Here is a 26,672-nt window from a genome sequence, read left to right as displayed (position 1 = left end):
ATAACGCATGTCAATAGAGGGGAAATCACGAATTGTCCAAGCGGCTAAGAGTGTAATTAGTCGAAGTGGTATAGCGGGTGCCACCATGAGAGGGATCGCTGAAGAAGCAGGTCTTAGCACCGGGGCTATATACCATTATTACAAAAGCAAAGAAGATATTCTCTATGAAGTTATGGATGAGAGCCTTTCGGAAACACTGCGAATAGCTGAGAAATCTAAGGGGATAAAACGCAGTCGCGAGGAGCTTGTTGAAGAAATTTTTGAAAATATAGTAAAACGATTTGAAAAGACTGATGAAAATCGTATCCAGTTATATCTGGCTCAGGAAGCCATTCAGGGTAATTCTGAACTTAAAGAAAAATTCAAGGAGAAATATCAAGAATGGGTAGGTAGAACAGAAGAATTAATGCAGCATATGTACGGGAAGGCACCTACTAAATATAATAAGGCATTGTCATCTCTGCTTATTGGCGCTATAGATGGTATTGTCATGCAAACTCTACTGGGAGCGAATCCTGCGGAATTGAGTGATATTTTAAAAGTTTATCATCAGATTCTTAAAGATGGGATTCCAAAGTTTTTGGACCAATTGGCTGGAATATAAAATATGCAACAGAAAAAAGGTAGTTCATTTTACGAACTACCTTTTAATATATACTATATTTAATTTTTAACTAAGTCGAGCATAGTAATTATTTTTTCAATTAAAGTATTGTTCTATGTCTTTTACATATCTTAAAGACCTCTTACTTATAAATTTGTACTACCCTCTAAAAATTTAATATGGACCATTGGACTATCCCCTTTCTATTAGCAAATTATTTTGTATCTCTAATGAAAGTAAATATCTAAGTGGAATCATTTCCACTTTTTATATTGGTTTAAATCTTGTTTGTAAATATATAATAACATGGTAATATGTATTTGTAAAGAGTTATTTTTAAATAATAATTAATATTGTGTGAATAGTTAAAAATTCAAAAAAATGGTGTTGGATTTGAATTGGTTTTATAGAATACTAATTGTAGTGTTTAGGTAAATAGTGCATAAGGTAAGAAAAAACGATATAATAAAGTAATTGGTGGTGATATAAATGAACCGTAATCAACTAGATAATTTAATAAACAACTTTAAGCACTCTATTGAATATTTAGAAGAATTAAGAATTAAAAGCTTTTATAAAGGCTTTTCAAACTTAAACAAACAGGTTTCATTAAATGAAACTCTTGCTACATATACTAAAAATGATTTAGATGATATAAGGAAAGATTTACATATTTCAGGTATCAGCTCATTAAATAAGCAAAAGCTTGCTGAGGCTCTTGAGGGTAATATTAAAGGATTACTCTCAGAAATATTAAAAAAATTTACTGATATTGAATATAAATTAGTTAAAAACATGGTAAAACATAAGGGGATATTAAAATATAAAGAGGAGTTATTTAAGGGCTTTTCTTACTTAAAACGATTTGGTATAATAGGCTGCTTTAAAGATAACAATGATCAAAATTATATTTTTATACCTGAAGATATATTAGAAGGTATTAATTCATTAATAAACGACATAACCATTGTGGGTGCAATAAAGCAAAATGAAAAGGTAAATATGCTTTTAAGAGGGCTTTTATTTTATTATGGTGCAATACCTTCCCATAAAACCTATGATATGATAACTAATTATATTAAAAAAGACTTGGGTATGGTTAATATTTTTAATATTATATATGAAAGTTCCATAAAAGATAATGAAGTGAATTTTCATAAGGATTACTGGTATTTAGAAGATATTAGGAGTATAGATGAGTTAATTTCTCAGCATAAAATGAAAAGCAATTTAGATTATTTTTCTCTTACTGAAAAGCAAGTAATAGAAGCCTCTAAAGTTGATTTCGTGGAGTGGAACGAATATGATAGAAAACTAATTAATTATCTGTGTGATAATTTTGAAGTTTCAAAACAGCAAGTTATGGGATACATTGAAGGCATTAAATTTAATTTTAAAATCGGATATGATTTTAATGAGATATTAAAAGAATTTTTATCGAGTTTTGAAATGGAAGATTTAGAACAGCTAAATCAAGTGGCAGAGATATTTACTTCGGTTTATAATAATTCTATTCAATGGTATTTAAAAGGGCATAGTCCAACTCAGGTACGTAATGCAGAAAAAAGTCAACTGCAGTCCGTTCCAGATAATACTAAGCAGGCTTTAAATACTAAAATTGGTAGAAATGATCCTTGTCCTTGTGGAAGTGGTAAAAAATATAAGAATTGCTGTTTGAAATAGTTTCCTGAATTTCTAAAGAAAGGGTGTATTCACTTGAGAGAAATTAGTTTTAATGAGATAGAGGGATTTAAACTAGGGCATGCAAAAAATGAAAAAGCTGTAACAGGTTGTACTGTTGTTATTGCAAAAGAGGGTGTAACTGCAGGAGTAGATGTTAGAGGTGGGGCTCCATGCACAAGAGAGACAGACCTTCTAGATCCAGTTAATCTTGTAGATGTGGTTCATGGAGTTTTTATTTCAGGAGGTAGTGCCTTTGGACTTGATGTAGCTACTGGAATAATGGAGTATTTAGAAGAGAAGGATATTGGTTTTAAGGCGGGATTAACAAAGATACCTATAGTAACAGGAGCAGTGTTATATGACTTAAGTATTGGTGATAGTAAGGTAAGACCAGATAGAAAGATGGGCTATGAAGCCTGTGTTAATTCAGAAAATGAAAAGGAGATATATGGTAATGTAGGAGCCGGACTAGGGGCAACTGTTGGGAAATATAAAGGATCAGAATTTTCTATGAAGGGTGGCCTTTCAACCTATGCCGTGCAAGTACGCGATTTAAAGGTAGGCGTAGTAGTAGCTGTTAATTGCATGGGTGATGTAGTGGATCCAAAGACTGGTACTATAATTGTAGGAACATTAAATGATTCTAAGGATGGGTTTGTTAATTCAGAAGAATTGATTATAAGTGGGTATGGTGAATTAGAGAATCCATTTATTATGAATACTACCATTGGTATTGTGGTAACTAATGCTAAGCTTACAAAAGCTCAGGCAAAGAAAATTGCATCTATGGCACAGGATGGATATGCTAGAACAATGAGACCTTCTCATACCATGTTTGATGGGGATACTATATTTGCGCTTGGAACAGGAGAGATTGAAGTGGATGTGAATCTTGTAGGATTATTAGCTGCTAGAGTAGTAGAAGAAGCAGTATTAAGAGGAGTTAAAGAAGCAGAACCTATTGAAGGATATAAGGCCTATAAGAATTTTTAAAACAAATGCAAATAAGAGATTGAGAATAAATATAAAATATCATAGTAACTCTGATATTAGAGTTAAAAAGGAGAAAAATTTATGGCTATTAGAAATATTTTGTTTGATTTGGATGGGACTTTGTTAGATACAAATGAATTAATTATACAATCATTTAAACATACTTATCAAAAACACTTAAACAAACAAGTGAATAACGTGGAGATTATCAAAAACTTTGGGGAAATTTTAAAAGTTACATTAGATAGAGAGCTTGGGGATGCAGGAGTTGAGGGGATTAAAACCTATCGTGATTTTCAAATTGGAAATTTTGAAAAGTTAATTTCCATCCATAGCGGGATAAAGGAAGGGGTAATAGAGCTTCATAGGCAAGGCTATAAGCTTGGAATTGTCACTTCTCGTTTAAATGATTCCGCCTTGAGGGGATTAAACCATTTCGGACTTAAGGATTATTTTGAAACTATTGTAGGAGCAGATAGTACGGATGTACATAAGCCAGACCCTACCCCAGCATTAATGGCTTTAAAAGAATTGGGAGGAAAACCAGAGGAAACCTTACTTGTGGGAGATAGTCCCTATGATATTTTGTGCGGAAAAAATGCAGGAATTGCGTCTGTGCTTGTTGGTTGGAGTGCACTACCTATGGATATGCTCCTTAAGTATGAACCTGATTATGTTGTAAATAGCATGGAAGAACTGGTGTCATTGGTTGAAAAATTAGTGGATTAATCCGAAGTAACGGATTAATCCACTATATCATACATCGTTCTATACTCTGATATATTTATCGTTATTTCTAAATATTATAGTAATTTTACTAAAAAAGAAAACTTTAGTTAATAATAAAATAAAAGCTCATAAAAAGAAGGGAAGTGACTATTTGGTGTTTTTGTGTACTTGTAACTACACTATCGCTAAATATAATATATGAAAATAAAAGAAATAAAGGGAAATACATTTTGTATTGATACGGGTATGACGTACATACCTTTTTATAAAATTAATCATGAGGAAATTATTATGTTGGATTCAGGTTGGGCAGAAGGAGAAAGAGAAGGAATAGATAAGCTTCTAGAAGAAAACAATTTTAAGGTAGTTGCTATAATATGTACTCATGCTCATATAGACCATATAGGCAATAATACATTTTTCAAGAAAAAATACAACTGTATTATAGCTATGCCAGCCTATGAAGCTCTTATTTGCAGTTCCACAGTCAATCTCAAGCTTTATTATAATAGCCAAACATTAACTGAAGTTACAGAGCATTTTGGACATATGGTTTGTGAAACAGACATTATGATTTTGAATAACCAGGATAGTATAGCAGTTCGGGGGAGTAAATTTAAGGTTGTTCATACACCAGGTCACAGTCCGGCACATATATGTATCATTACTCCTGATGATGTTGCGTATCTAGCAGATAGTCTTATAAGCTATGAAGTTATGAGGGGTGCTAAAATGCCCTACGCCTATATCCTTAGTGAGGATTTGAAAAGTAAAGTAAAGCTTTATGATTTTAAATATAGCAAATATGTAGTGGCGCACAAAGGTATGTATGATGATATTACAGAACTGATAACTGATAATATAAATTTCTATAAGGCTCGAGCATCAACAATATATAATGTTATACAGGGTTCTATGACAATGGAAGATATCCTGAAAGCTGTCATTGAAAGTTTTAATATTCATATAAAAAGCAGATATAGATATACCATCATAGTAAGAATGCTAAGGTCCTATGTTGAATATTTAAATGAAACAGGAATGCTAGAGTTAAATATGGATGAGGGATTTCTAAAATATAGTGCCATCCACGTGGCAAGGACACCGGATACCTGTTTATACGTAGATGATAAAGAAGAATAAAAAAAAGCATTCATAAAATGAATGCTTTTTTGGTGCAGATGACAGGAATTGAACCTGCACGCCGTAAAGCGCTAGATCCTAAGTCTAGTGCGTCTGCCAATTCCGCCACATCTGCATAGATGACGTTAATGAAAACGTTCCATCAACATAAATTATATTATCATCTATGCATATATATGTCAATACATTATTTTATTTACTTTAAACTAAAGCATTTATTATTTTGCTCTCATTGTCTTTAGTTATTGTGCCTACAGCGACAAGGGTATCTAGCCTTCTATGCAATTCTAGTTTTTGTGAATCATTATTGGGAATTTTAGCAAGATTTATTACAGCTGCCCTTTGAACAGCATTGATAGTTCCCAATGAAATTAACTTATCAAGTTTGGACAATAAAATGTCATTAATAGTTTTAGAGGTTGATTTTTTACAATACATAAAGCTATTTAATACAGTAGTTTCTTGATCTTTAGTTATAGTGTTACTGCTAACAAGGGTATTAATATCTAGCAATTCCCCTGTGTCGGTTTTAGAAGTAGGATATAAATTCATAATTTCTTTTTTCTGGAACTCGGTAATAGTGTCTAAGTCTACAAGTGTGCCTAACCTAGAGCTGAAATTATCCTTAATGGCTTTTGAAATAGAAAGGTTATAAGTTTCAAAAAGATTGGATATAATAGCTTCTTCAGCTTTAGTAACTGTTCCAGTAGTGGATAATTTATCAATATTTGAGTTTGGCATTGGTTGTTTATAAGTTACAAGATAATTTATCACAGCGGCCTTTTGGAATTTATTAATACTGCCCGCGGTAACAAGGTTATCTAATTTCCCTATAATATTAACACCATTTTTATAATGTTGTAAATTTGAAGTATTAGTATTTGATGATTTATTATTTGAGGTCGTAAGTGCATAAGCTGGTGATCCTGAACTAGATACAGATACTATGATTGCTAGTGCAGCAATTTTATTAAATTTATTTTTTTTTATTTTTTTCATTATTATTTCCTCCAAATATGTATATTTTATTTGTGACTTGTGAACTTTATATTCAATTTAAAATATACTGTATTTATAGGATAATACATTTTAATGACAAAGAGGTGGCAAAATTGTAAATCTTTAATGAATGATATGACTAATTTTCATATTTTAGAATTAATTGTATATTATATGTTTCTACATCAGTTAGTTCTCCATCAGAACCTTTAAAGTTAGGGTTTGGTGTATACCAAGATTTTTTACTGAAATAGCTCTTAAACTGTTCACCTTTAAATACAAGTCCATGTCTAGCATAAATTTCATTTCTAGCTAAGGTTAAGTTTTCTTTGATTAATTTAGAAACATCAGCTTCTATTAGCTTTTCACTTCCGCTTTTAGGAAAGATATAATAATCAGGGGAATCCATGTTGCTTATATCAGTTTTATCTGTAGGTGCAGGAACATCTGGTTTTATAATAGCATCTTTTTTAGGGGGAGCATCAGTAGGGGTAACCTTACTTTTTGGCGTTGTATCCTCCAATTTTTTAGAATTATCAGAGAAAAATTTTGTAACCGAAATGTAATAGCTACCAAAGCCTACAGATAATAATAGTATTAAAATACCAAGGACAATAAAACCTTTAGGTTTAGTTTGTTTAGTATCAATTTTTTTTGAATTAGCTCGCTTACTAGTAACTTCTTTAGGCTTAATTTCTATAGTGTTATTTTCTATATTATTAGTTTCTTTTGAAGTAGTATTTAAATCTAAGTTTGATTTTTTTTCATTAGGTGTTAAATTATTATATATATTTTTACTACCACATTTTCTGCAAAAATTCGTGCCATCTTCTAACTGATAGCCACATTTAGAACAATACATAAATTATCATCTCCTCACTAAGCTGGATAATAACTATTATACTAAAACAAAGGCAGGTTTTAAAGGTTATAACATAGAAAAGTCAACAATTCATAATAAGTTTATATTAATTTAATAAAGCATCTATAAAATCTAAATATAAGGAATAATGTATAAATTCAATTTATTCGCAATAATTTTGTTTGTAATAACCAATTGAAAATGTATGATTTATGCAAGATAGCTATAGGATACTTAATACAGTAAATGATATGTCTATTTTTCTTTTGAGCACATTATTAAATATAGAAAACAATGTAAAATATCTTGACTTTGTACTATAATAGTGCTAAGGTGATAGTATCAAAGTAGTACAAAGAATAAGAGATTTGCATAGTCATAAAAATAACAAATAACAGATAAGAAAGGAAAAATGATTATGAGAAGTATAGATGTAAAAAATAAAGATGGGTTAACAGAAAAGGAATTTTTAGAAAGTTATATACCAGGGAATTATAAAAGTGCAGCGAGTACAGTGGATATGCTACTTTTTACTGTAGATGATGTACCCGTAGAGGGAAAAGACCCTGATAAAGCACTTAAATTGCTTTTAATAAAAAGGGCAGACCATCCATACATGGGATGCTATGCTATTCCAGGAGGGTTTATACATATTAATGAAGCCTTAAGCACCGCTTGCTATAGACTGCTGAAGGAAGAAACTAATGTTGAGAGTATATATTTTGAACAGTTAAAAACTTTCGGTGATTCATTAGAAAGAGACCCAAGAATGAGAGTTATTTCAATAGCTTATTTAGCCTTAGCAGATAAAACTAATATTAAGGAAGTAGCGGGAGATGACGCTACTTGTGCACAATGGTTTACTGTAAGAAAAGATTTTATTTCCTCTAATAATTCAGGAATAGAGAGAGTTGATACCTACAATCTAACTTTTGTTTCTGATGATGGTGAGGTTAAGATAGGGTATCTTGTCACTGAGCGATTTGTTAATAATGGTATTATTTCAATTAAAGTACCTTCATATGAGCTTTTAGCGTGGAGTAAAGAGGAACTTGCCTTTGATCATATTGATTTAGTATATTGTGCTATTGAAAGATTAAAAAATAAAATAGAATATACACCTATAGCATTTACTCTTTTACCTGAATATTTTACATTAAGAGAAATTCAAAAGGTTTATGAATCGATATTAAATGTAGAAAGGCCATTTTCAAGAGCTAATTTTAGAAGAAAAATTAAAAAAATGGTAATAAAGACTGAAAAGGAAAAATTGACATCAGGAAGACCTGCCATTTGCTATAGGTTTAATGAAAGCTGGGAACATAGTTTTTTTGATGAATAATGGAAAATGAATTATACTAATTTAAGTATAAAAATAGGAAGGTGTATTTTATATGATGGCTTTAATGATAAATAAAATATTTGATATGGAAAAGGAAATAAGTGGTAAAATACTTAATTTAGGAGACCTTTCAAAAGAAAAAACAGCACTAATTGTGATAGATATGGTAAATGGATTTGTAAACCAAGGTGCATTATCATCACAAAGAGTTACAGAAATAATAAATAATTTAGTAACTATTAACGAAAGAACAAATGGGTTTAAAAAAATATTCTTTTTAGATCAGCATAATGAAAATTCAGTGGAGTTTAATAATTATGCTAAGCATTGTTTGAAAGATAGCATAGAATCCGAGCTTATTAAAGAGTTAAGGGAAGCAGCTGCTACCTCTCATAGTAATACTACAATGATATCTAAAAATAGTACTAATGGTTTTCATGCACCAGAATTTAAAGTATGGCTTGATGAGAACGAGGAGAACATTGAAAATTATATCGTTGTAGGCTGTGAAGTTGACATTTGTATAAGTCATTTTGCTACAACCTTAAAGACATATTTCAATCAAAAGAACCTGTGCAGAAGAATTATAGTTCCCGTGGACTCAGTTGAAACCTTTGATTTTGGAGTCCACGATGGGAATTTAATGAAAGTTATTTCTCTCTGGGAAATGCAATCAAATGGTATAGAAGTAGTAGATAGTATAATATAGAAATTAAGAGGGAGTGATTTATTTGAGTAAAATATTAAACAACTTCAATATTAAAGATGAAAGAAATCTATCAATGCTAATGGATTTCTATGAGTTAACAATGTCAAATGGATATTTTGTAAATGGACTTTCAGACACTATTGTATATTTTGATATGTTTTACAGAAAGAATCCGGATGGAGCAGGTTACTCAGTAGTTGCAGGCCTTGAGCAACTTATTGATTTTATTAAAAAACTTAAATTTACCCAGGAAGATATTGAATACTTAAGAAGCAAAGGGATTCTATCAGAGGAATTTTTACAATACCTATTAACTTTTAAATTTACTGGAGATGTTTATGCAATACCTGAAGGAACACCAGTATTTCCGAATGAAGCACTTGTAACTGTTAAATCAAAGGTAATAGATGCACAACTTATTGAAACAATGCTGCTATTAACAATTAATCACCAAAGCTTAATAGTTACTAAGGCTAACCGAATTGTTAGGGCTTCAAAGGGAAGACCAGTTTTGGAACTTGGGGCAAGAAGGGCGCATGGAGCTGACGGAGCTATAATGGGAGCAAGGGCTTCTTATATAGGGGGTGTAACAGGTACCGCCACAGTAATGGCGGAAACTATGTTTGGAGTTCCTGCAACTGGTACAATGGCTCATTCCTGGATACAATTATTTGGAGATGAATATAAGGCATTTGAAACCTATGCAAAAACCTACCCAAACTCCTGTACTTTGCTTGTTGATACTTATAACGTTTTAAAAAGTGGTATTCCTAATGCTATTAAAGTTTCGAGGGATGTGCTGGAACCAATTGGAATGAGATTAAAAGCAATTAGACTAGATAGTGGTGACCTTGCATATCTTTCAAAAAAAGTAAGAATTATGCTCGACGAGGCAGGTCTTACAGACTGTAAGATAGTAGCTTCAAATAGTTTAGATGAATATATAATTACAGATCTACTAAACCAAGATGCTAAAATAGATATATTTGGCGTTGGTGAAAGAATGGTTACCGCTAAATCAGAACCGGTATTTGGTGGGGTTTACAAATTAGTGGCTGTTGAAGAAAGTGGAGAAATTTCGCCTAGAATTAAATTAAGTGAAAATGAAGAAAAAATTATTAATCCAGGATATAAAATGATTTGGAGATTATATGATAAGAAAACTAATATGGCAATCGCTGATGTTATAACATTGGCAAGCGAGGTTATAAATGATTCAAAGCCTTATATTATATTTGATCCAGTTTCTATTTGGAAGAAGAAAAAGGTCACTAATTTTTATGCTAAAAAGCTTCAAGTTCCAGTTTTCCTTAAGGGAGAATGTGTATATGAATTACCAACAATTGAGGAAATAAGGACTTATTGTAAGACTCAAGTAGACAGCATATGGGAAGAAGTTAGGAGATTTTCTAATCCTCAAAAATACTATGTAGATTTATCTAAGGAACTTTGGATGGTTAAACAGAAATTAATTGAAAGGTATAAAAATTCAGAGGAGAAATATGAAGCATAGAATTCTATCTTATACTCCAAGAAATTTTATTTTTCTGTAACCATTTTTTATTTCTATGTAACTATCTTATTTTAAATAAGGTTTAGAATAGAAACATAGACAGGAAAAAATAATTAAGGGGTGTTTTATATGAATAGAAAAGCTATATTAACGTTTTCGCTGGTGGCGTCTTTAATGTTTATAGGGGGGTGTAGTGCACCAAGTCCAAGTGAATTAATAGTGTCACCTAAAATTTTAGAATCACAGGTTAAAAAGGAAGACATAAATTCAATAGCAAAACAATTTTTACCTAATAAATCAAAGCTAGTGGATGTATTAAAGATAGCTACAGGGAAACCTGTTATTAAGGTGGATGTTGATAATGATAAAAAAGATGAGATTATAGGATTTTTTGATATTCCAGAAGCCTTTGAAAAGGGGTTTGTGGTAATTAAAGAAAAAGACGGAAAATGGAATAAGATTTATGAGTACAAAAATCAAGGAAATAATATATTAAAAAGTGAATTTATAGATTTATATGGAAATGGTAAAAAAACCTTGCTGTTTGGAAATCTTATTTCTACCCATGCAGGGACGACATATAACTTATTTACGTTTAATGATGATGAAATGAATAAAGTAGATTTAGGAATATGGAATAAGATGGAGATACTAAATACTTCTTTAGAAAATGATAAAAAGGGATTTGTTTTTGCAGGATGGTCAGTATATGGACCAGATAAATCCTATGGAATTGACTTAATTAGATTTGATGGTGAAAAATTTACTTATGCTAAAGATTTATATCCACAATATTTCAAAAGTGTAGTAAAATACTATAAAGATATAATGGCTAAGAATTCTAAGGATGTTGCACACTGGTACTTTTTAGCTGATTCACAGGTAAAAGCGAATATGTATAATGATGCTATTAATTCTATAAAGATAGGTATTGCTGCAAATAATGATAAAAATGGAACCTTTAAATTTTTTACTGACACTGAATTTTATTTAATAAAGGCACAGGCACTAAATGGGCTTAAAAAATATGATGAGGCAAAGATTGTTTCGGAAGATGTAGCAGCAAAACAACTTAAGAAACTACAAGCAAATAATATGGTTAAAGATGATAAAAATGATTTTAGTTATATGAACGATGAAAAAACTTTATCAAATATTTATTTGGAACTTGCAAAATCATACTATAAACTAAAACAAGATGATAAGGGAATGGGATATTATCAAAAATATTTGGACGTAATTAAAAGCCTTGAAAAAAAGGAGTATTTTAAAAATGAAACTGTAAAAGACCATGTAGAGCTGAATGAAATAAAATAATAATTCGGGGTGTGGGTTAATGAATGAAAAGGTTCTTGTTGTTGAGGATGAAAAACATATTAGGGACTTTATAACTTTAAATTTATCTTTAAGTAAATTTAAAGTTATAGAAGCATCCTCTGGGGAGGAAGGACTGATTAAATATGAAACTGAAAAACCTGATGTAGTAATCCTTGATATAATGCTACCTAATATAGATGGTTATGAGGTATGTAAAAGATTAAGGGGAAAGGGTTACGATTGCTGTATAATTATGTTAACAGCAAAGGCACAGGATATGGATAAGATAATAGGACTTGATATCGGTGCAGATGATTACATGGTCAAGCCCTTTAATCCAATGGAGCTTATATCAAGAATAAATGCTAATTTAAGAAAAACAAAAAGAAATAATGATAATTCAGATATTCTCACTTATATAGAATTGAAACTTAATAAATCATCAAAAAAGTTCTATAAAAATGATGCGGAAATAGAATTCACCTTTAGAGAGTTCTCTCTTATAGAGGTATTGATGGAAAATATAAATAAAGCTCTTTCAAGGGAAAACCTTTTAGATTTGGCCTGGGGAGAGGACTTTTTTGGAGAAATAAAGACTGTTGATGTCCATGTAAGGAGAATTAGAGAGAAAATAGAAGATAATCCATCAAAGCCCGTTTATATAGAAACGGTTTGGGGAGTGGGATATAGGTTTGGAAAATGAGGGGAGGTTGTGTATTGAGAAGTATTAAGACAAGGCTTACAGTAAGTTACTTAATACTTATAATTTTAATTGTAGTTACATCTGAGACTATATTTATGATTAGTATAAAAAAATATTATATAGGCACCATTGAAAGTACATTAAAAAATCAAGCTGAGATATCAAGTAACTTTTTCAAAAAATACTCTGTGGGTACAGATATTTCAAAGGCATCTAATGATATAATGGATAATTTATCTTATTTAACAAACTCGCAGATTCAAATAGTGGACACAAATGGAGTAGTAATTAGCGATAGTAAAGGTGTATCAACTGGAATAAAGATAAAATCACCAGATATTGATGAAGCACTAAATGGAGAAATAGCAGTATTCAAGGGCAAATATAAAGAGAGTAGCGAAAGTGTAATGGCAGTTTCAAAAGGTTTAACATCAAATGGTAGTAAGGTTGGAGTTATACGATTTATAACATCAATGGAAATGGTAAATAAACTGCTTAAAAATATATTTTTCATATTTGTGTTAATAGGAGTACTTGTTATTTTAGTCACAGCAATACTCAGTTTCATTATGTCTAAAACTATTATAGAACCTTTAAAAGTTGTAACAAATGCAGCTAATGAAATGGCCAGTGGTAAATTTTCAATAAAAGTAGATAAAAAATATAATGATGAAGTAGGTGTGATGGCGGATACTTTAAATTACATGTCTGAGGAAATATTAAAAAATGATAAATTGAAAAATGAATTTATCTCATCAATATCACATGAACTTAGGACACCATTAACATCTATAAAAGGTTGGGCTTTAACATTAAAAAGGAAAGAATTTATTGATGAGGTTAAAAAAGAAGAAGCACTTAATATTATAGTTGAAGAAAGTGAAAGATTAGCATTAATGGTTGAGGAGCTTTTAGACTTTTCACGATTTCAATCTGGCAGGATTACTCTTCATATAGATGAAATTGATATAGGCAAACTTTTAAAAAATATAATTATGGAATTTCAGCCAAGAGCACAGAAAAGTGGAATTATGTTAACTGGAAGCTTTGAGCAAACTGCACTTATTGATGGAGACCAAAACAGGCTAAAGCAAGTTTTTATCAATATACTAGATAACGCATTAAAGTTTACAAATGATGGGGAAGCAATTTGTATATCCTATAAAGAGAATGAGGAAAATATAGGAATAACCATTAAGGATAAGGGTATAGGAATAAGTGAAGAAGATTTAAAAAATATTGCTAAAAAGTTTTATAAAGGAAATTCAAAAAAATCAGGAAGTGGACTGGGACTTGCAATATCAAATGAAATAATAAAACTACATAAGGGTGAATTAAATTTTGAAAGTGAATATGGAAAGGGAACTAAGGTTGAAGTGAAATTGCCTAGAAAATAAGCAGATCTCCAAAATTCAATGAGAAGTTTTAAATTGTAATACTTTAATGAAAAAAGGGAGTTCACTTTATGAACTCCCTTTTAATATATAAAATATTTAATTTTAAACTTGGTAACTATGAAATCTATTCCATTCAATTCTAAGCTACATGAAGCGCTTGAATGTTAAATCTTACGTGAAATATGCTAGCCTAATTATATCTTTTGGACGCCTTTTATTCCAAAGTAAGTCTAAATTGATCTCTCGACGCTCTCCGTAGGTGGAGACTGATATATAATATATATTATCTTTAGAATTAAGTTTTAAATCAGTTATAGTCATCCAGTGCCAAGTATATTCTTTAAATTCAACTAGTGGATGTTTAAGAACTAGGATGGCAACGGGAAGTCTTTGAGATAGTGCATTAGAAATAAAGTTTATAGCGTCTTGAATAGTAGAAGCATTATCATCTAGAATATGGGAAGCTAAAGATATGCCTCTTTTACTTGCAAAAGACAAAACACTATCTGAGAACTTTCGAACAGAGGTAAGTCCAAAGATTCCTGGCTTTACGTATTTTCGGAGTTCAATCATATGCAGAGTAAAATCTACCTTACTTACAATACCCTTATAAGTATATAGTGCATTATATTTATCAGCAAAGGTTTGAGCTAAATATGCAGTTATATTTGCAGCAGCAACAGGTCCACAACCGCTAAGTTTATGAAATTTCTTTGGGAACCAATACTGACTGCCACCATAATATGAAATTTCTGAGTCGTATATATTAAATTGAATTTCTTCAAAGCTAGTATTTTTAGGTGTAATGAAATTTCCCATGGTTATCTCCCCTTTTTATGGTTTTTTAATAATTTTGAGCCAAATATCAAAAATCAAAAATAATTTTAGTTGATATATAATATACTCTAGTTTTTATAAGGTGTAAAGAAGGTAAATATGGCATATAAATAATATTGTAAAAAAGGGATTTTGGAAGTGAGTATAGAAAATTATAATATAGATGAATTTATTGAAAGTGAGAAAGTGATACAGGAGGGGAAAATATGGGACTATTTGACTTTATTAAGAATCAATTTATTGAGGTAATAGAATGGACTGATAACACTACAGATACAATGGTATATAGATTTCCAGTAGAAAACAAAGAAATAAAAATGGGAGCACAATTAACTGTAAGAGAATCTCAACTTGCTGTATTTGTTAACGAGGGTGTTATAGCAGATGTATTTTACCCAGGTAGATATATTTTATCTACCCAAAATATGCCTATAATTACTAAGCTAAAATCATGGAAGTTTGGCTTTGATTCTCCATTTAAAGCAGAAGTGTATTTTGTTAATTCAAAACAATTTACAGACCAGAAATGGGGTACTTCAAATCCTATAATGATGCGTGATAGTGAATTTGGTATGCTTAGATTAAGAGGGTATGGTATTTATTCATATGGAGTTACTAATGCTGAGATATTTTTAAAAGAGCTTTTTGGAACTAATCAGCAGTTTGATATCGAAAGCATTTCAGGACAATTAAAACGTACTATTCTATCAGGTATTACAGATTTACTAGGTGAAGCTAAAATACCTGCACTGGACCTTGCTATGAATTATGATGAGTTAAGCGAGCAAGCTAAAAATAAATTACAGCCTAAATTCTATGAATTTGGCTTTGAACTTAAAACACTAATAATAGAAAATTTATCTCTTCCAGAAGAGGTTGAAAAAGTGCTGGACAAGAGAACCTCTATGGGGGTGCTTGGAAATCTAAATCAGTATACTCAGTATCAGGCGGCAGAAGCAATAAGAGATGCAGCTCAAAATACTTCTGGTATTGCTGGAGCAGGAGTTTCTATAGGGGCTGGGGCTGCTATTGGAAATATTATGGCAGAGTCACTAAAAGGAAATTCACCATCGCAAGATACTTCTGTGAATAGTACAGTTAAATGTCCTCACTGCCATTCACAAGTGTTAAATAATCATAAATTTTGCCCGGAATGTGGAAAACCATTAGAGCAGTTAAAGAATAAATGTAATAAATGTGGAGTAGATATTGATAGTAATGCAAAATTCTGTCCAGAATGTGGTCAGGCTCAGAATTTAGAAAAACTCTGCTCAAAGTGCAGCGCTAAAATGTCTCCAAATGCTAAGTTCTGCCCAGAATGTGGGAGTGCAAATAATTAGGCTTCCCAAATAGTAGGATGAAAAAATATGATAGTGTACTGAATATTATTTAAGAAATATATTAGGGGGAGATTTTATGGTGGAAACACCCAGCACTGAAAATAGTGATATTAAGCAGGAACAAACAGAACGTTTTCTTTGCACGACCTGTGGCGGTAATATGGTATTTGAGCCTAAAAAGCAAAAATTAGTATGTTTGTATTGTTCAAATGAAAGTGAAGTTAATTTTGAAAAAACAAATATAATTGAAAATGATTTTTATACTGCAGAGAATACTGAAAATGTGAATTGGGGAAATGAAAAAAGAATAATTAAGTGTGAAAGTTGTGCTGCAGAGACCATACTAGATGAAAATAGCACAGCACAGTTTTGTGCCTTTTGTGGTTCTTCACATATAATAAAAACTGAAGCAGCAGCAGGTATAGTCCCTGAATCACTAATACCCTTTGTTATATCCAAAGATAAAGCGGGAGAATTATTTTCAAACTGGATAAAGAAATTGTTTTTTGCTCCTAGAGCACTTAAATATAGTTATAACATGAACAAAATGAATGGCGTATATATACCTTTCTGGACATATGATAGTGAGACGTTTTCAGATTATACTGCAGAAAGAGGCACCTACTACTATGTAACTGAAACTGAATGGGTTGGGCAGGGTGCTGAAAGAAAGCAGGTTACAAAGCAAGTTAGAAAAACTTCATGGAGTTATACATCCGGTAATTATTCTAAGTTTTTTAATGATATATTAATTAATGCGTCATCTCAAATTAATAAACATATAATAAGTAAACTAGAACCCTATAATCTAAATGAGCTGGTCCAGTATAAACCAGAATTTTTATCCGGTTTTTTAGCTGAAAGATATAGCATAGATTTAAAATCAGGTTGGAATTTAGCTGAGGAGAAAATAGAAAGTAGTTTAAGGGACGAGATTCGGCAGCAAATAGGTGGAGATGAAGTGCGAAACTTAAGCTTTTCAACTTCCTATGATGCAGTAAAATTCAAACATATTTTGCTACCTGTATGGATTTCTGCGTATATTTATAAAGTTAAAGTATACAGATTTATGATAAACGGGCAAACCGGTGAAGTTGATGGAGAATCTCCAGTTAGTGTTGTAAAAGTAATGTTACTAATTTTAGCCATTATAGCTGTGGGTGGGGGAGCATATTTCTATCTTTCAAATAGGTAGATGAGGTGCAGGTTCGCTGGAAAAAATAAACTTATATATTAATTAAGGACTAACTCAAAAGAGATAGTCCTTTATAAAGTGCCAGGCACTTGGTCAAAAATGTAAAGGTGAATATAAAACCTTAGGTGAAATATGCTAAGATAATTTTATTTATATGGAATACTAGTTTTCTTTGCTCCAATCAATGTAAACAACAGGCTTAATTAAATCCCTTGGCTTGTCTCTCATAACGTAGAATGCTTCTTCAAGCTTATGAAAGTCATAGTACCTATGAGTAATCATTTTGCCTGGCTCAATACGACCATAGCGAATCATATTAAGTAAACGCTCTATACGAACACGTCCACCCTCGCAAAGATCACCACGTATGGTTTTACCTGCCATGCCTCGACCAAAGGCTAAAGTAGGAATTGGTAAATAGTCTGAGCCTGTAAAATAGTTGATGTTTGCGATGTTTCCACCACCAAAACGTGTCATTGCAATTGCTAAACCAAAGGTTTCAGCGTCGCCGCCTGCGATGATAGTTGCATCAGTTCCGCGTCCACCAGTAAGAGTAAGAATTTGTTTGGCAATATTACCTTCTTTGTAGCTTATGATATCTGTTGCACCGTATTCTTTAGCTAAAGCTACACAATTAGGACGGGTGCCCACTGCAAAAATACGACCAGCACCACGAAGTTTAGCTCCTGCAATTGCCATTAGACCAACAGGTCCAATACCAATAACACAAACACAATCACCGAATTTAATGTCAGCCATTTCAGCACCACTAAAACCTGTAGTAACCATGTCAACGGTCATAATAGCATCATCAACAGAGACATCTTTTGGTAGCAGAGCCATGTTATTATCCGCATCATTTACCATGAATAATTCAGCAAAAACTCCATCGCGTGTTCCAGATAACATAAAACTTGAGAATGGACCGCTAGAGTGCTTAAAGTTATGTTCTTGAATTCCTCTTGATCGCCAATCAGGAGTTCCAGCAGGAACAACAACTTTGTCGCCCACTTTAAAGTCTTTTACCAAATCGCCAATTTCGACAATCTCCCCAAGTGCTTCATGTCCAAGTACAAAACCAGAAGGTTTTTGTGCGCCACCCTCGAAGGCAGTGTGAACATCTGAGGAACAGGGAGCAATTACAGTAGGACGAATAATTGCGTCATATGGTCCTGCAATAGGTCTTTCTTTTTCTATCCAAGCAATTTTATTTGGTTCTATTAAAGCTAATGCTTTCATAATATAATCCCTTCTTTCAATAATTGTTTATTAATACCACTATTGTACAACTTTAACATAAAAATAGCAATTGCAAGGCATTATAAAGGTAAATATTTAATTTTATGATATTATTTGTAATAACATTAAGATTCAAGTCTTAATTCCTTTGTTTTATATTTTATTAGCTTAAGCCCTAATAGAGAGTCTTTACTATAATATCTTTAAAAGCTCATTATACTAATAAGACAATCTTATAATTGAAAGGTAAATAAAATTATTTAATAATATTAATAGGGTTTCTTTAGAGAAGTTTTTAGCTTTAATGGATATGTATAATGATTTGGAGTATATTATAATTAGACACTTTAATTTTATGAAAATGTAGTATAATAACCTAAAAATATATAATAGTAATATTTAAATTATAAAAGGAGTGATTAAATTGATTAAGTTAGTATTAATAAGACATGGCGAAAGCCTTTGGAATAAAGAAAATAGATTTACCGGTTGGACAGATGTAGATTTATCAGAGAATGGTTTAATTGAAGCAAGGAAAGCAGGCGAAATACTTAAACAAAATGGCTATACCTTTGACATAGCATATACTTCTGTATTAAAAAGGGCAATTAGAACTCTATGGATTGCACTGCATGAGATGGATTTAATGTGGATTCCTGTATATAAGTCATGGAAGCTCAATGAAAGACATTATGGCGCTTTGCAAGGTTTAAACAAGGCGGAAACTGCAGAAAAATATGGCGATGAGCAAGTTCATAAATGGAGAAGGTATGTGGATGTAAGACCACCAGAACTTTTGAAAACTGATGACAGATATCCAGGTAAGGAGTTAAAATATAGTGAATTAAGAGAAGACCAAATTCCTACGACTGAAAATTTAGAGGATACTATAAAAAGGGTAATGGAAGAATGGTTTCAGGAAATTGCACCCAAAATTAAAGAGGGCAAGAAGATTATAATTTCTGCACATGGAAATACTTTAAGAGCTTTAGTGAAATATTTGGATAATATATCTAGTGATAATATAGTAAGCCTCAACATACCTACAGGAATTCCACTCGTATATGAATTAGATGATAATTTGAAGCCTATTAGGCACTATTATTTGGAGCGAGATGGTAAAATGCCACAAGAGGCAATCCCAAAAACATTTAAAGAATAAGACAATTAGTGAAGGATAACAACGAAAAACTGCTGAAATATTTAAATATATTTCAGCAGTTTTTTTTATGAAAAAGCTTATTTTTTAATTTACCTAGTAAAATTAAAGATATAGATTTTTTTTATTTTCTTTACTTAAATATACAAAAAGCTTAAAATTAGCATTAGATTAGTTTGAATTATCATTATATTAAGTTAATTCATTGTTTTAGAAGGGGGAATAAAAGTATTGAACTCCATATTGAAGAACATACAAGAAGCAGTAATTAAATATGCAAATATTATATCCCAGATTCTTCAGGTAGAAGTTGAAATAGTAGATGATAATTTAATTAGAATAGCAGGAACAGGCATTTATAATGAAAAAATAGATGTTGATATATCAAAAGAGGGATACGTTTATAAAAAAGTTATAAAATCTGGAGAGTCCCAGATTATATATGATCCAGGAAAAGATAAACTTTGCATACCTTGTCCTAAAAGAGATTTTTGTGGTGAAGAATTTGAAATGAGTACACCTATAAAATTAAATGAGGAGACTATTGGCGTGATCGGGCTAATATGCATTAACAACGATCAAAAAAAACATCTAATGGCGAACTTTGATGTGTATATGGCTTTTCTGCAGCAGATTTCTGAGTTTATAAGCAGTACCGCCTATGAAAAAAGAGAAAAAATGAAATCACAGACCTTGCTTCAACTACTGAATTTTGTGGTTGATAAAACTGAGCAAGGTGTAATTATAATAAACAAAGATAATTGTATTACTCAGATTAATGAAAACGGTTTAAAAGAATTAAATTTATCAGGAAATTTTACAAATCATAAAGTGCAAATTAAAGTAAGCGGTGATAATGTTTTTGACCTTCAAGAATATGAGCTAATGGTAGATAAAGAGGTTTTTTTTGTTATTGGAAGTGTGCATTCTATAAAATTTAATGAAGCTCAATATGATAGGATGTTTTTCTTTCAAGATGCAAAAAAATTCAAAGAGAAGTTATCAAATTTTGCTGCTTTTAATAAGGTAATAAAAAGTAAGGACATTTTTGGTAGATCAGAACAAATTCTAAAATTAAAGCAAAATGTTAAGAAAATTGCGATATCATCATCTACAGTACTTATAACTGGAGAAAGTGGTACCGGAAAAGAGTTGTTTGCAAGAGCTATACATGATGAAAGTAACAGAAAGGAGAAATCTTTCATTGCTATAAATTGTGGGGCGATACCAGACATGCTACTCGAAAGCGAACTTTTTGGATATGCAAAAGGCGCTTTTACAGGGGCAGATCCTATGGGGAAAATGGGCAAATTTGAATTTGCAAATAAAGGTACTATATTATTAGATGAGATAGGAGATATGCCTCTTTACCTCCAGACTAAACTACTTAGGGTGCTTCAAGAAAGAACCATAGTGCGAATAGGCTCAAATAAAATTATAGATATTGATGTTAGGGTGATTGCAGCAACAAATAAAGATTTAGTAAAAGCCATAAAAGAAAACAAATTTAGAGAGGACTTATACTATAGATTAAATGTAATCCCTCTTGAAATACCGCCTCTAAGAGAAAGAAAGGCAGATATAAAAATACTTATAGAAACTTTCCTCCAGAAATATTGCAATTTATTTAATAAAAATTTCTTGGATATAAAATTAGGGGATGACATATGGCAAATATTTTATAACTATGAATGGCCAGGTAATGTACGAGAACTAGAGAATACTGTTGAATATATTATTAACATGATGGGTACTGATGGGATAATAACAAAAGAGATTTTACCTAAAAGTATTTTTCATAATAAAACTAATATTTTTAATAACGAAGATGAAATATATACGTTAAAATATCTTGAAAAGAACGCAATAAAAAATGCACTGGAGAAATATGGTGAAAGTACTGAAGGAAAAAAAAATGCAGCTATGAAACTTGGAATAGGAATAGCAACATTGTATAGAAAAATTGAAGAATACAAATTATCAAAATGATAATTTGTATTTTATTTACACTTTGAATGATTGAAAATTCAGAAAAGTTTTGGTTTATCAAAATGATAATTTTTATCAATATGATAAAAACTATGTAAGTTTTTAGCAAAATAGGTAGTCTAATCATTGGCAGTGGCTATGTAGTACAGTAATGAATTTGGCACAATTATTGCTAATATAGAATTATAGTTTAAAACAATTTGATTATAAAATATTTTGAAGATAACAAATAAAAACAATATACACAGAGGAGGGGTTAAAGTGAAAAACTTAATAGATTTAACTATCAATGAGGAGCAACTTAAAAAAACCGTAGAGAGTGCTAAAGAGAGAAATGTTGTTATACCAACTTTTGCTCAGATGAAAGACCCTAGTAAGATACCTGCAGAGATCAAAGAAAAATTGAAGACTACTGGTTTATGGGATATTGATCCTGTTAATTTGTTCAGAATTTCTTGGAAAAATCAACCTGTAAAAGAGGGCGGATTATACAATGATTTGCCAAACTATATAGAAATCCCTTCAGAAATATCAGGCGTTAAAGCAAGAATTTTTGCAATGGTTGGAAAGTATTTTCCAGTTGGATGTCATAAGGTTGGAGCAAGTTTTGCTTGCCTAGTTCCACGTTTAGTTACTGGACAATTTGACCCTACTTTTCATGAAGCAGTTTGGCCATCAACAGGCAATTACTGCCGTGGTGGAGCATACAACTCAGCGTTACTTGGATGTAAAGCTGTTGCTATATTACCTGAAAATATGAGTAAAGAACGTTTTGACTGGCTTTCAAAAGTAGCTGGAGAAGTTATTGCAACTCCTGGTTGTGAAAGTAATGTAAAAGAAATTTATGATAAAACATGGGAACTTAGAAATACTAGAGATAACGTTGTTATATTTAACCAATTTGGTGAACTTGGCAATCATTTATGGCATTATGAAGTAACGGGCAATGCTATGAACGACATTGTTAAAGCTGAAGCTGGTGAAAATGGAAGACTTGCTGGTGTATGCTTAACTTCAGGTTCCGCAGGTACACTTGGAAGTGGAGACTTTATGAAAGATCAATACCCAAATGCTAAAATTGCAGTTGGTGAAGCGCTTCAATGTCCAACGCTATTAAATAATGGCTTTGGAGATCATAGAATTGAGGGTATTGGTGATAAACATATTCCTTGGATTCATAATGTTCGCAATACAGATATGGTTGTTGCTATTGACGATAATGATGCATTGGCTATGTTTAAATTATTTAATGAACCAGCTGGAAAAGCATATTTAAAAGAGCAAGGTATTTCTGACGAGCTAATTTCTAAACTTTCATATGTTGGTATATCTGGTGCCGCAAATATCCTAACCTGTATTAAATTTGCTAAATACTATGAGTTAACGGAAAATGATATGGTGATGACTGTTCTTACAGATTCTGCAGAAATGTATGGATCAAGACTAGCAGAAATGCAAACACAAAGAGGCAGAGATTATTCAGAAGTTGATGCTGCCATAGACCATAACAGAAGTGTTTTAGGTGTTAGAACAGACAGCATGGAAGAGTTAACATACCAAAGTAAAAAACGCATTCACAACCTTAAGTACTACACTTGGATTGAACAACAAAAGTACGATTTGGATGAGTTAAATGCACAATGGTATGACTATGATAATTATTGGGGAAAGTTACATCAGATGGGACCAGAACTAGATAAATTAATTGAACAATTCAATGAAAGAACTGGTCTTATAAAGACAAAGTAATCTATAAAATAGAAGCTAGTGCTTAGATGCAATAGCTTCTATTTTTATATAAAAAGTTTATTAGTATATCCCTTTGATTACATAAAATATAGACAAGCCAACACTGTCTGTAGTTTCAGTAAAAAAATAAATAAACTATTAATTGTAATAAAAATAGAGTATATTATTAAATAGTGGGTTATTAGCCCACTATTTTACTATAAAAAGAAGGTGGTAATTTGAAGGATTTTAGAATTCTTTTAGTTGAAGATGAAAAACTAATGTCAATGTTCGTTGAAATGGAATTAAATCATGAAGGATATGATGTTGACTTGGCCTACGATGGACGAGAAGGTCTAAATAGCGCAGAGGAAAATCAATATGATTTAATACTTCTTGATATTATGATACCTGGAATTAATGGAATTGAGGTTTGCAGAAGAATAAGACAATCCTCAATGGTACCTATAATTATGCTTACGGCAAAAGGTGATATATCAGACAAGGTCTTGGGTCTTGATGTAGGTGCAAATGATTATCTTACAAAACCCTTTGCAATAGAGGAACTATTAGCAAGAATTAGAGTGTATGAAAGGAATAAATCCATAAGCAATAACAGGGATGAAATCAAAGTAAAAGATATTGTCATGGATAATAGAGCTCATAATGTTAAGCGGAATGGCAAGGAAATTGAACTTACAAAAAAGGAGTATGACCTTTTAGAGATGCTGCTGATAAATAAAGATGTTGTGCTCACAAGATCGCAATTAATTGAGAAGGTATGGGGTTATGATTACATAGGTGATACTAATGTAGTAGATGTGTTTATAAGGTATTTGCGAAGTAAAATTGATGATGGATTTGAAGATAAACTTATAACTACTATAAGAGGTGTTGGATATGTTGTTAAAGGTGAATAGTTATGGATTTTAAAATTATCAAAAGTGCAAAAGTATCTGTGAAATTAACTGTAGTTTATGCTGTGATGTTCTCATTAGTTTTACTGATTTTAAATGCCTCAGTTTTATACGGAATAAAATATTACTTGTATAGTCAGGCAAATAAGCAAATTGAAGATGTTAAAATAATGGTTTTAAATAAGGCTATGTCAAAGACAGAACAAGTAGAACTATCCGATAAAAAATTAATTTCAGATGTTCCATCTAAAGAAAATATATCCATAAGAATACTAAAAGAAGAGGGGAAGGTACTAAATATATCAAGGGAATTTAATTATAGTATTAAAATTAAAGAACCTTTTGATAAAATTAAAAAAATTAAAGAGAATGATAAGCATTTGGTATTTAAAAATTTAAAAATTGAAAATGTGAAATATGGGCCAGCGTATATTCAAATAGTGAAGAATATGGAGAATGAATATGACTTCCTGAAAATCCTATTTGCACTTATGGCAATAGCAGATTTTATAGGGATTATTGCTTCAATTTTACTTGGGTATAGTATAAGCAAAAAAATGTTGGAGCCAATAGACTATATAACTAAGGCTGCTGACAATATTAGCATTAATAATTTAAAGGAAAGAATAGAGGTCACAGGTCCCGATGATGAACTTAAAAGACTAGGGAATACTTTTAATAAAATGATAGATAGGCTCCAGGGAGCTTTTGATAGGCAAATTCAATTTGTATCTGATGCATCCCATGAGCTTAGAACTCCTATTGCAGTTATCCAAGGTTATGCAAACCTACTTGATAGATGGGGAAAAGATGATAAAGAAGCATTAGAAAAGTCTATTCATGCTATTGTGCTAGAAAGTAGTAATATGGAAAATTTAGTTGAAAAACTATTAATTCTTGCAAAGGGTGATAGTGGGAATCAAATAATAGAGAGAAGTGAATTTTGGCTAAATGAGCTCATTTCTGAAGTGGTAAGTGAAAGTGTACTTATAGACTCTAATCATATTATATCAAGCCACAGAAATGATCCTGTAAGTATATTTGCAGATTATAAAATGATGAAGCAGATGCTCAGAATATTCACTGAAAATAGTATTAAGTTCACGCCAGAACAAGGGAAAATTGATATAAGTTCAGAGATTGTGAATAAAACGGTAAAAATTATGATTAGTGATAGTGGCGTTGGAATACCAAAAGGCGAAATCCAAAATATATTTGAAAGATTTTATATTGTAGATAAATCTCGATCTAAAGAAAAAGGTGGTACTGGGCTTGGATTATCGATTGCTAAATGGATTGTAGAGATGCATAAGGGAACTATAAATGTAGAAAGTGACGAAGACAGTGGAACAAAGATAACCATAATATTAAACATCTAGATTTCAGATTTATCTGTTATTTAGGTGTTTTTTATTATTGATATAATAATTCTTAAGCTAAATCTCAGACCCTTTTAATCTAATTTTAATCTTTCATATATACAATATAGAAATTGGAAGATTGCAGAATCAATTGTAACGAAAGGGGAAAAATTATGGATATTTTAATTAAATTAATAAATGGATTAATGCATATTGATAAATATTTAGCTTTAATAATACAGCAGTATGGCATATTAACATATGCTATTCTTTTTAGTATTATCTTCATTGAAACAGGTTTGGTTGTTATGCCAATGCTACCAGGAGATTCAATGTTATTTGCAGCGGGAACCCTGGCAGCAATTGGATCAATGAATATATTTACACTTCTAGTAGTAGTATATCTTGCTGCAGTACTTGGAGATACTGCTAATTATTATATTGGTAAAAGGATTGGGAAAAAGATACTCGCGAAGGAAGAAGTGCGGTTTATTAACAAAGAATATTTAATAAAGGCTCAGAAGTTCTATGAAAAACATGGTTCAATGACAATAGTGATAGCAAGATTTATTCCTATAATTAGAACCTTCGCACCTTTTGTAGCTGGTATTTCCGAAATGAATTACTCGAAATTTATAGCTTATAATTTGATTGGTGGGGGATTATGGGTAAGTTTATTCTTAGGTGGGGGTTACTTCTTTGGTAATCTATCGTTTATAAAAAATCATTTTTCTTATGTTTTAATAGCTATAATAATTATTTCATTACTACCTGGAATTATAATGTTTATAAAAGAAAAGAGGAAAAAAGGTAACGATAATAAGAATGATATTCTTAGTACAGAGAGTAGATAGTTCCATGAAAAATTAGTTGTTTTTTATAAAAATATATAAAATTTTAAAGTAGAGGAGAA

At 31.2% G+C, this 26,672-nt stretch carries 23 protein-coding genes and 1 tRNA gene; 19 read left to right on the top strand and 5 right to left on the bottom strand.

From position 1 onward, the window contains the following. Positions 1 to 7: 7 nt before the first annotated feature. The 5 genes from KPL50_RS17015 (at position 8) to KPL50_RS16995 (ending at position 5,152) form a co-directional block, all read left to right on the top strand. Positions 8 to 604 carry a TetR/AcrR family transcriptional regulator gene (locus KPL50_RS17015; protein WP_216299741.1) on the top strand — a complete coding sequence of 199 codons (597 nt, stop codon included), beginning with the start codon at positions 8 to 10 and terminating at the stop codon, positions 602 to 604. 489 nt (positions 605 to 1,093) lie between these two features. Beyond that, positions 1,094 to 2,287, top strand: a complete 1,194-nt coding sequence (locus tag KPL50_RS17010; RefSeq protein ID WP_216299740.1) for an SEC-C metal-binding domain-containing protein — start codon at positions 1,094 to 1,096, stop codon at positions 2,285 to 2,287. 33 nt (positions 2,288 to 2,320) lie between these two features. Beyond that, positions 2,321 to 3,280: a P1 family peptidase gene (locus tag KPL50_RS17005; RefSeq protein ID WP_216299739.1), complete on the top strand. Its 960-nt coding sequence runs from the start codon at positions 2,321 to 2,323 to the stop codon at positions 3,278 to 3,280. Between the two features lie 81 nt (positions 3,281 to 3,361). Next, positions 3,362 to 4,009 carry a pyrophosphatase PpaX gene (gene ppaX, locus KPL50_RS17000; RefSeq protein WP_216299738.1) on the top strand — a complete coding sequence of 216 codons (648 nt, stop codon included), beginning with the start codon at positions 3,362 to 3,364 and terminating at the stop codon, positions 4,007 to 4,009. 198 nt (positions 4,010 to 4,207) lie between these two features. Next, positions 4,208 to 5,152: an MBL fold metallo-hydrolase gene (locus KPL50_RS16995; RefSeq protein WP_216299737.1), complete on the top strand. Its 945-nt coding sequence runs from the start codon at positions 4,208 to 4,210 to the stop codon at positions 5,150 to 5,152. Between the two features lie 30 nt (positions 5,153 to 5,182). On the opposite strand, the gene KPL50_RS16990 is transcribed toward KPL50_RS16995, so the two are convergent. From KPL50_RS16990 to KPL50_RS16980, 3 genes are all read right to left on the bottom strand, one after another. Next, a tRNA-Leu gene (locus tag KPL50_RS16990) sits at positions 5,183 to 5,267 on the bottom strand. An 86-nt stretch (positions 5,268 to 5,353) separates the two neighbouring features. Beyond that, complete coding sequence (locus tag KPL50_RS16985) at positions 5,354 to 6,151, bottom strand: hypothetical protein (protein WP_216299736.1); 798 nt, start codon at positions 6,149 to 6,151, stop codon at positions 5,354 to 5,356. A gap of 139 nt (positions 6,152 to 6,290) precedes the next feature. Then, positions 6,291 to 7,013 (bottom strand): YARHG domain-containing protein, encoded by a 723-nt coding sequence (locus KPL50_RS16980; protein WP_216299735.1) that lies wholly within the window; start codon positions 7,011 to 7,013, stop codon positions 6,291 to 6,293. 418 nt (positions 7,014 to 7,431) lie between these two features. Between KPL50_RS16980 and KPL50_RS16975 the strand changes: the two genes are divergently transcribed. From KPL50_RS16975 to KPL50_RS16950, 6 genes are all read left to right on the top strand, one after another. Beyond that, entirely contained in the window at positions 7,432 to 8,355 is a 924-nt protein-coding gene (locus KPL50_RS16975; protein WP_216299734.1) for an NUDIX domain-containing protein, read from the top strand. Positions 8,356 to 8,407: 52 nt separating this feature from the next. After that, entirely contained in the window at positions 8,408 to 9,064 is a 657-nt protein-coding gene (locus KPL50_RS16970; RefSeq protein WP_253200675.1) for an isochorismatase family cysteine hydrolase, read from the top strand. A gap of 22 nt (positions 9,065 to 9,086) precedes the next feature. Further along, a complete protein-coding gene (locus KPL50_RS16965; RefSeq protein ID WP_216299733.1) occupies positions 9,087 to 10,577 on the top strand; it encodes a nicotinate phosphoribosyltransferase in 1,491 nt (496 codons plus the stop codon). A gap of 129 nt (positions 10,578 to 10,706) precedes the next feature. Continuing rightward, complete coding sequence (locus KPL50_RS16960; protein WP_216299732.1) at positions 10,707 to 11,894, top strand: M48 family metallopeptidase; 1,188 nt, start codon at positions 10,707 to 10,709, stop codon at positions 11,892 to 11,894. Positions 11,895 to 11,913: 19 nt separating this feature from the next. After that, entirely contained in the window at positions 11,914 to 12,597 is a 684-nt protein-coding gene (locus tag KPL50_RS16955) for a response regulator transcription factor (protein WP_216299731.1), read from the top strand. Positions 12,598 to 12,611: 14 nt separating this feature from the next. Further along, on the top strand, positions 12,612 to 13,994 hold the full coding sequence (locus KPL50_RS16950) for a HAMP domain-containing sensor histidine kinase (RefSeq protein WP_216299730.1): 1,383 nt from the start codon (positions 12,612 to 12,614) through the stop codon (positions 13,992 to 13,994). Positions 13,995 to 14,165: 171 nt separating this feature from the next. Here the strand turns inward: KPL50_RS16950 and KPL50_RS16945 are convergent, their stop codons facing one another. Further along, the gene (locus KPL50_RS16945) at positions 14,166 to 14,813 is read right to left on the bottom strand and encodes a hypothetical protein (protein ID WP_216299729.1); all 648 of its coding nucleotides are present in this window, start codon (positions 14,811 to 14,813) and stop codon (positions 14,166 to 14,168) included. A 224-nt stretch (positions 14,814 to 15,037) separates the two neighbouring features. On the opposite strand from KPL50_RS16945, the gene KPL50_RS16940 reads away from it, so the two are divergent. Beyond that, positions 15,038 to 16,171 carry an SPFH domain-containing protein gene (locus KPL50_RS16940; RefSeq protein WP_216299728.1) on the top strand — a complete coding sequence of 378 codons (1,134 nt, stop codon included), beginning with the start codon at positions 15,038 to 15,040 and terminating at the stop codon, positions 16,169 to 16,171. 76 nt (positions 16,172 to 16,247) lie between these two features. Beyond that, the gene (locus KPL50_RS16935) at positions 16,248 to 17,366 is read left to right on the top strand and encodes a hypothetical protein (RefSeq protein ID WP_216299727.1); all 1,119 of its coding nucleotides are present in this window, start codon (positions 16,248 to 16,250) and stop codon (positions 17,364 to 17,366) included. A 162-nt stretch (positions 17,367 to 17,528) separates the two neighbouring features. Here KPL50_RS16935 and KPL50_RS16930 read toward each other — a convergent pair whose 3' ends face one another. After that, positions 17,529 to 18,605, bottom strand: coding sequence for an NAD(P)-dependent alcohol dehydrogenase (locus KPL50_RS16930; RefSeq protein ID WP_216299726.1), 1,077 nt, complete (start codon positions 18,603 to 18,605; stop codon positions 17,529 to 17,531). A gap of 424 nt (positions 18,606 to 19,029) precedes the next feature. Between KPL50_RS16930 and gpmA the strand changes: the two genes are divergently transcribed. The 6 genes from gpmA to KPL50_RS16900 all read left to right on the top strand — a co-directional run bounded on the left by gpmA (position 19,030) and on the right by KPL50_RS16900 (position 26,613). Next, complete coding sequence (gene gpmA, locus KPL50_RS16925) at positions 19,030 to 19,767, top strand: 2,3-diphosphoglycerate-dependent phosphoglycerate mutase (RefSeq protein WP_216299725.1); 738 nt, start codon at positions 19,030 to 19,032, stop codon at positions 19,765 to 19,767. A 228-nt stretch (positions 19,768 to 19,995) separates the two neighbouring features. Then, on the top strand, positions 19,996 to 21,753 hold the full coding sequence (locus KPL50_RS16920; RefSeq protein WP_216299724.1) for a sigma-54-dependent Fis family transcriptional regulator: 1,758 nt from the start codon (positions 19,996 to 19,998) through the stop codon (positions 21,751 to 21,753). A 261-nt stretch (positions 21,754 to 22,014) separates the two neighbouring features. Further along, on the top strand, positions 22,015 to 23,502 hold the full coding sequence (locus KPL50_RS16915; protein ID WP_216299723.1) for a pyridoxal-phosphate dependent enzyme: 1,488 nt from the start codon (positions 22,015 to 22,017) through the stop codon (positions 23,500 to 23,502). 218 nt (positions 23,503 to 23,720) lie between these two features. Continuing rightward, the gene (locus KPL50_RS16910; RefSeq protein WP_216299722.1) at positions 23,721 to 24,401 is read left to right on the top strand and encodes a response regulator transcription factor; all 681 of its coding nucleotides are present in this window, start codon (positions 23,721 to 23,723) and stop codon (positions 24,399 to 24,401) included. Between the two features lie 2 nt (positions 24,402 to 24,403). Continuing rightward, positions 24,404 to 25,777, top strand: coding sequence for an ATP-binding protein (locus KPL50_RS16905; protein ID WP_216299721.1), 1,374 nt, complete (start codon positions 24,404 to 24,406; stop codon positions 25,775 to 25,777). A gap of 155 nt (positions 25,778 to 25,932) precedes the next feature. After that, positions 25,933 to 26,613, top strand: a complete 681-nt coding sequence (locus tag KPL50_RS16900) for a VTT domain-containing protein (protein WP_216299720.1) — start codon at positions 25,933 to 25,935, stop codon at positions 26,611 to 26,613. Positions 26,614 to 26,672: the final 59 nt, after the last annotated feature.

Source organism: Clostridium sp. CF012 (assembly GCF_018861755.1).
In the GTDB taxonomy this organism is placed as follows: Bacteria; Bacillota; Clostridia; order Clostridiales; family Clostridiaceae; genus Clostridium_AD.
The sequence above is the reverse complement of the archived record's forward strand: the minus strand, read 5'-3'. Positions and strand labels throughout refer to the sequence as shown.

What these genes read in the sequence shown, in the direction of transcription:
- KPL50_RS17015 (WP_216299741.1), top strand. Translation starts at nt 8, where the DNA reads ATGTCAATAGAGGGGAAATCACGAATTGTCCAAGCGGCTAAGAGTGTA.
- KPL50_RS17010 (WP_216299740.1), top strand. Translation starts at nt 1,094, where the DNA reads ATGAACCGTAATCAACTAGATAATTTAATAAACAACTTTAAGCACTCT.
- ppaX (WP_216299738.1), top strand. Translation starts at nt 3,362, where the DNA reads ATGGCTATTAGAAATATTTTGTTTGATTTGGATGGGACTTTGTTAGAT.
- KPL50_RS16995 (WP_216299737.1), top strand. Translation starts at nt 4,208, where the DNA reads ATGAAAATAAAAGAAATAAAGGGAAATACATTTTGTATTGATACGGGT.
- KPL50_RS16985 (WP_216299736.1), bottom strand. Translation starts at nt 6,151, where the DNA reads ATGAAAAAAATAAAAAAAAATAAATTTAATAAAATTGCTGCACTAGCA.
- KPL50_RS16980 (WP_216299735.1), bottom strand. Translation starts at nt 7,013, where the DNA reads ATGTATTGTTCTAAATGTGGCTATCAGTTAGAAGATGGCACGAATTTT.
- KPL50_RS16975 (WP_216299734.1), top strand. Translation starts at nt 7,432, where the DNA reads ATGAGAAGTATAGATGTAAAAAATAAAGATGGGTTAACAGAAAAGGAA.
- KPL50_RS16970 (WP_253200675.1), top strand. Translation starts at nt 8,408, where the DNA reads ATGATGGCTTTAATGATAAATAAAATATTTGATATGGAAAAGGAAATA.
- KPL50_RS16960 (WP_216299732.1), top strand. Translation starts at nt 10,707, where the DNA reads ATGAATAGAAAAGCTATATTAACGTTTTCGCTGGTGGCGTCTTTAATG.
- KPL50_RS16955 (WP_216299731.1), top strand. Translation starts at nt 11,914, where the DNA reads ATGAATGAAAAGGTTCTTGTTGTTGAGGATGAAAAACATATTAGGGAC.
- KPL50_RS16945 (WP_216299729.1), bottom strand. Translation starts at nt 14,813, where the DNA reads ATGGGAAATTTCATTACACCTAAAAATACTAGCTTTGAAGAAATTCAA.
- KPL50_RS16940 (WP_216299728.1), top strand. Translation starts at nt 15,038, where the DNA reads ATGGGACTATTTGACTTTATTAAGAATCAATTTATTGAGGTAATAGAA.
- KPL50_RS16935 (WP_216299727.1), top strand. Translation starts at nt 16,248, where the DNA reads ATGGTGGAAACACCCAGCACTGAAAATAGTGATATTAAGCAGGAACAA.
- KPL50_RS16930 (WP_216299726.1), bottom strand. Translation starts at nt 18,605, where the DNA reads ATGAAAGCATTAGCTTTAATAGAACCAAATAAAATTGCTTGGATAGAA.
- KPL50_RS16905 (WP_216299721.1), top strand. Translation starts at nt 24,404, where the DNA reads ATGGATTTTAAAATTATCAAAAGTGCAAAAGTATCTGTGAAATTAACT.
- KPL50_RS16900 (WP_216299720.1), top strand. Translation starts at nt 25,933, where the DNA reads ATGGATATTTTAATTAAATTAATAAATGGATTAATGCATATTGATAAA.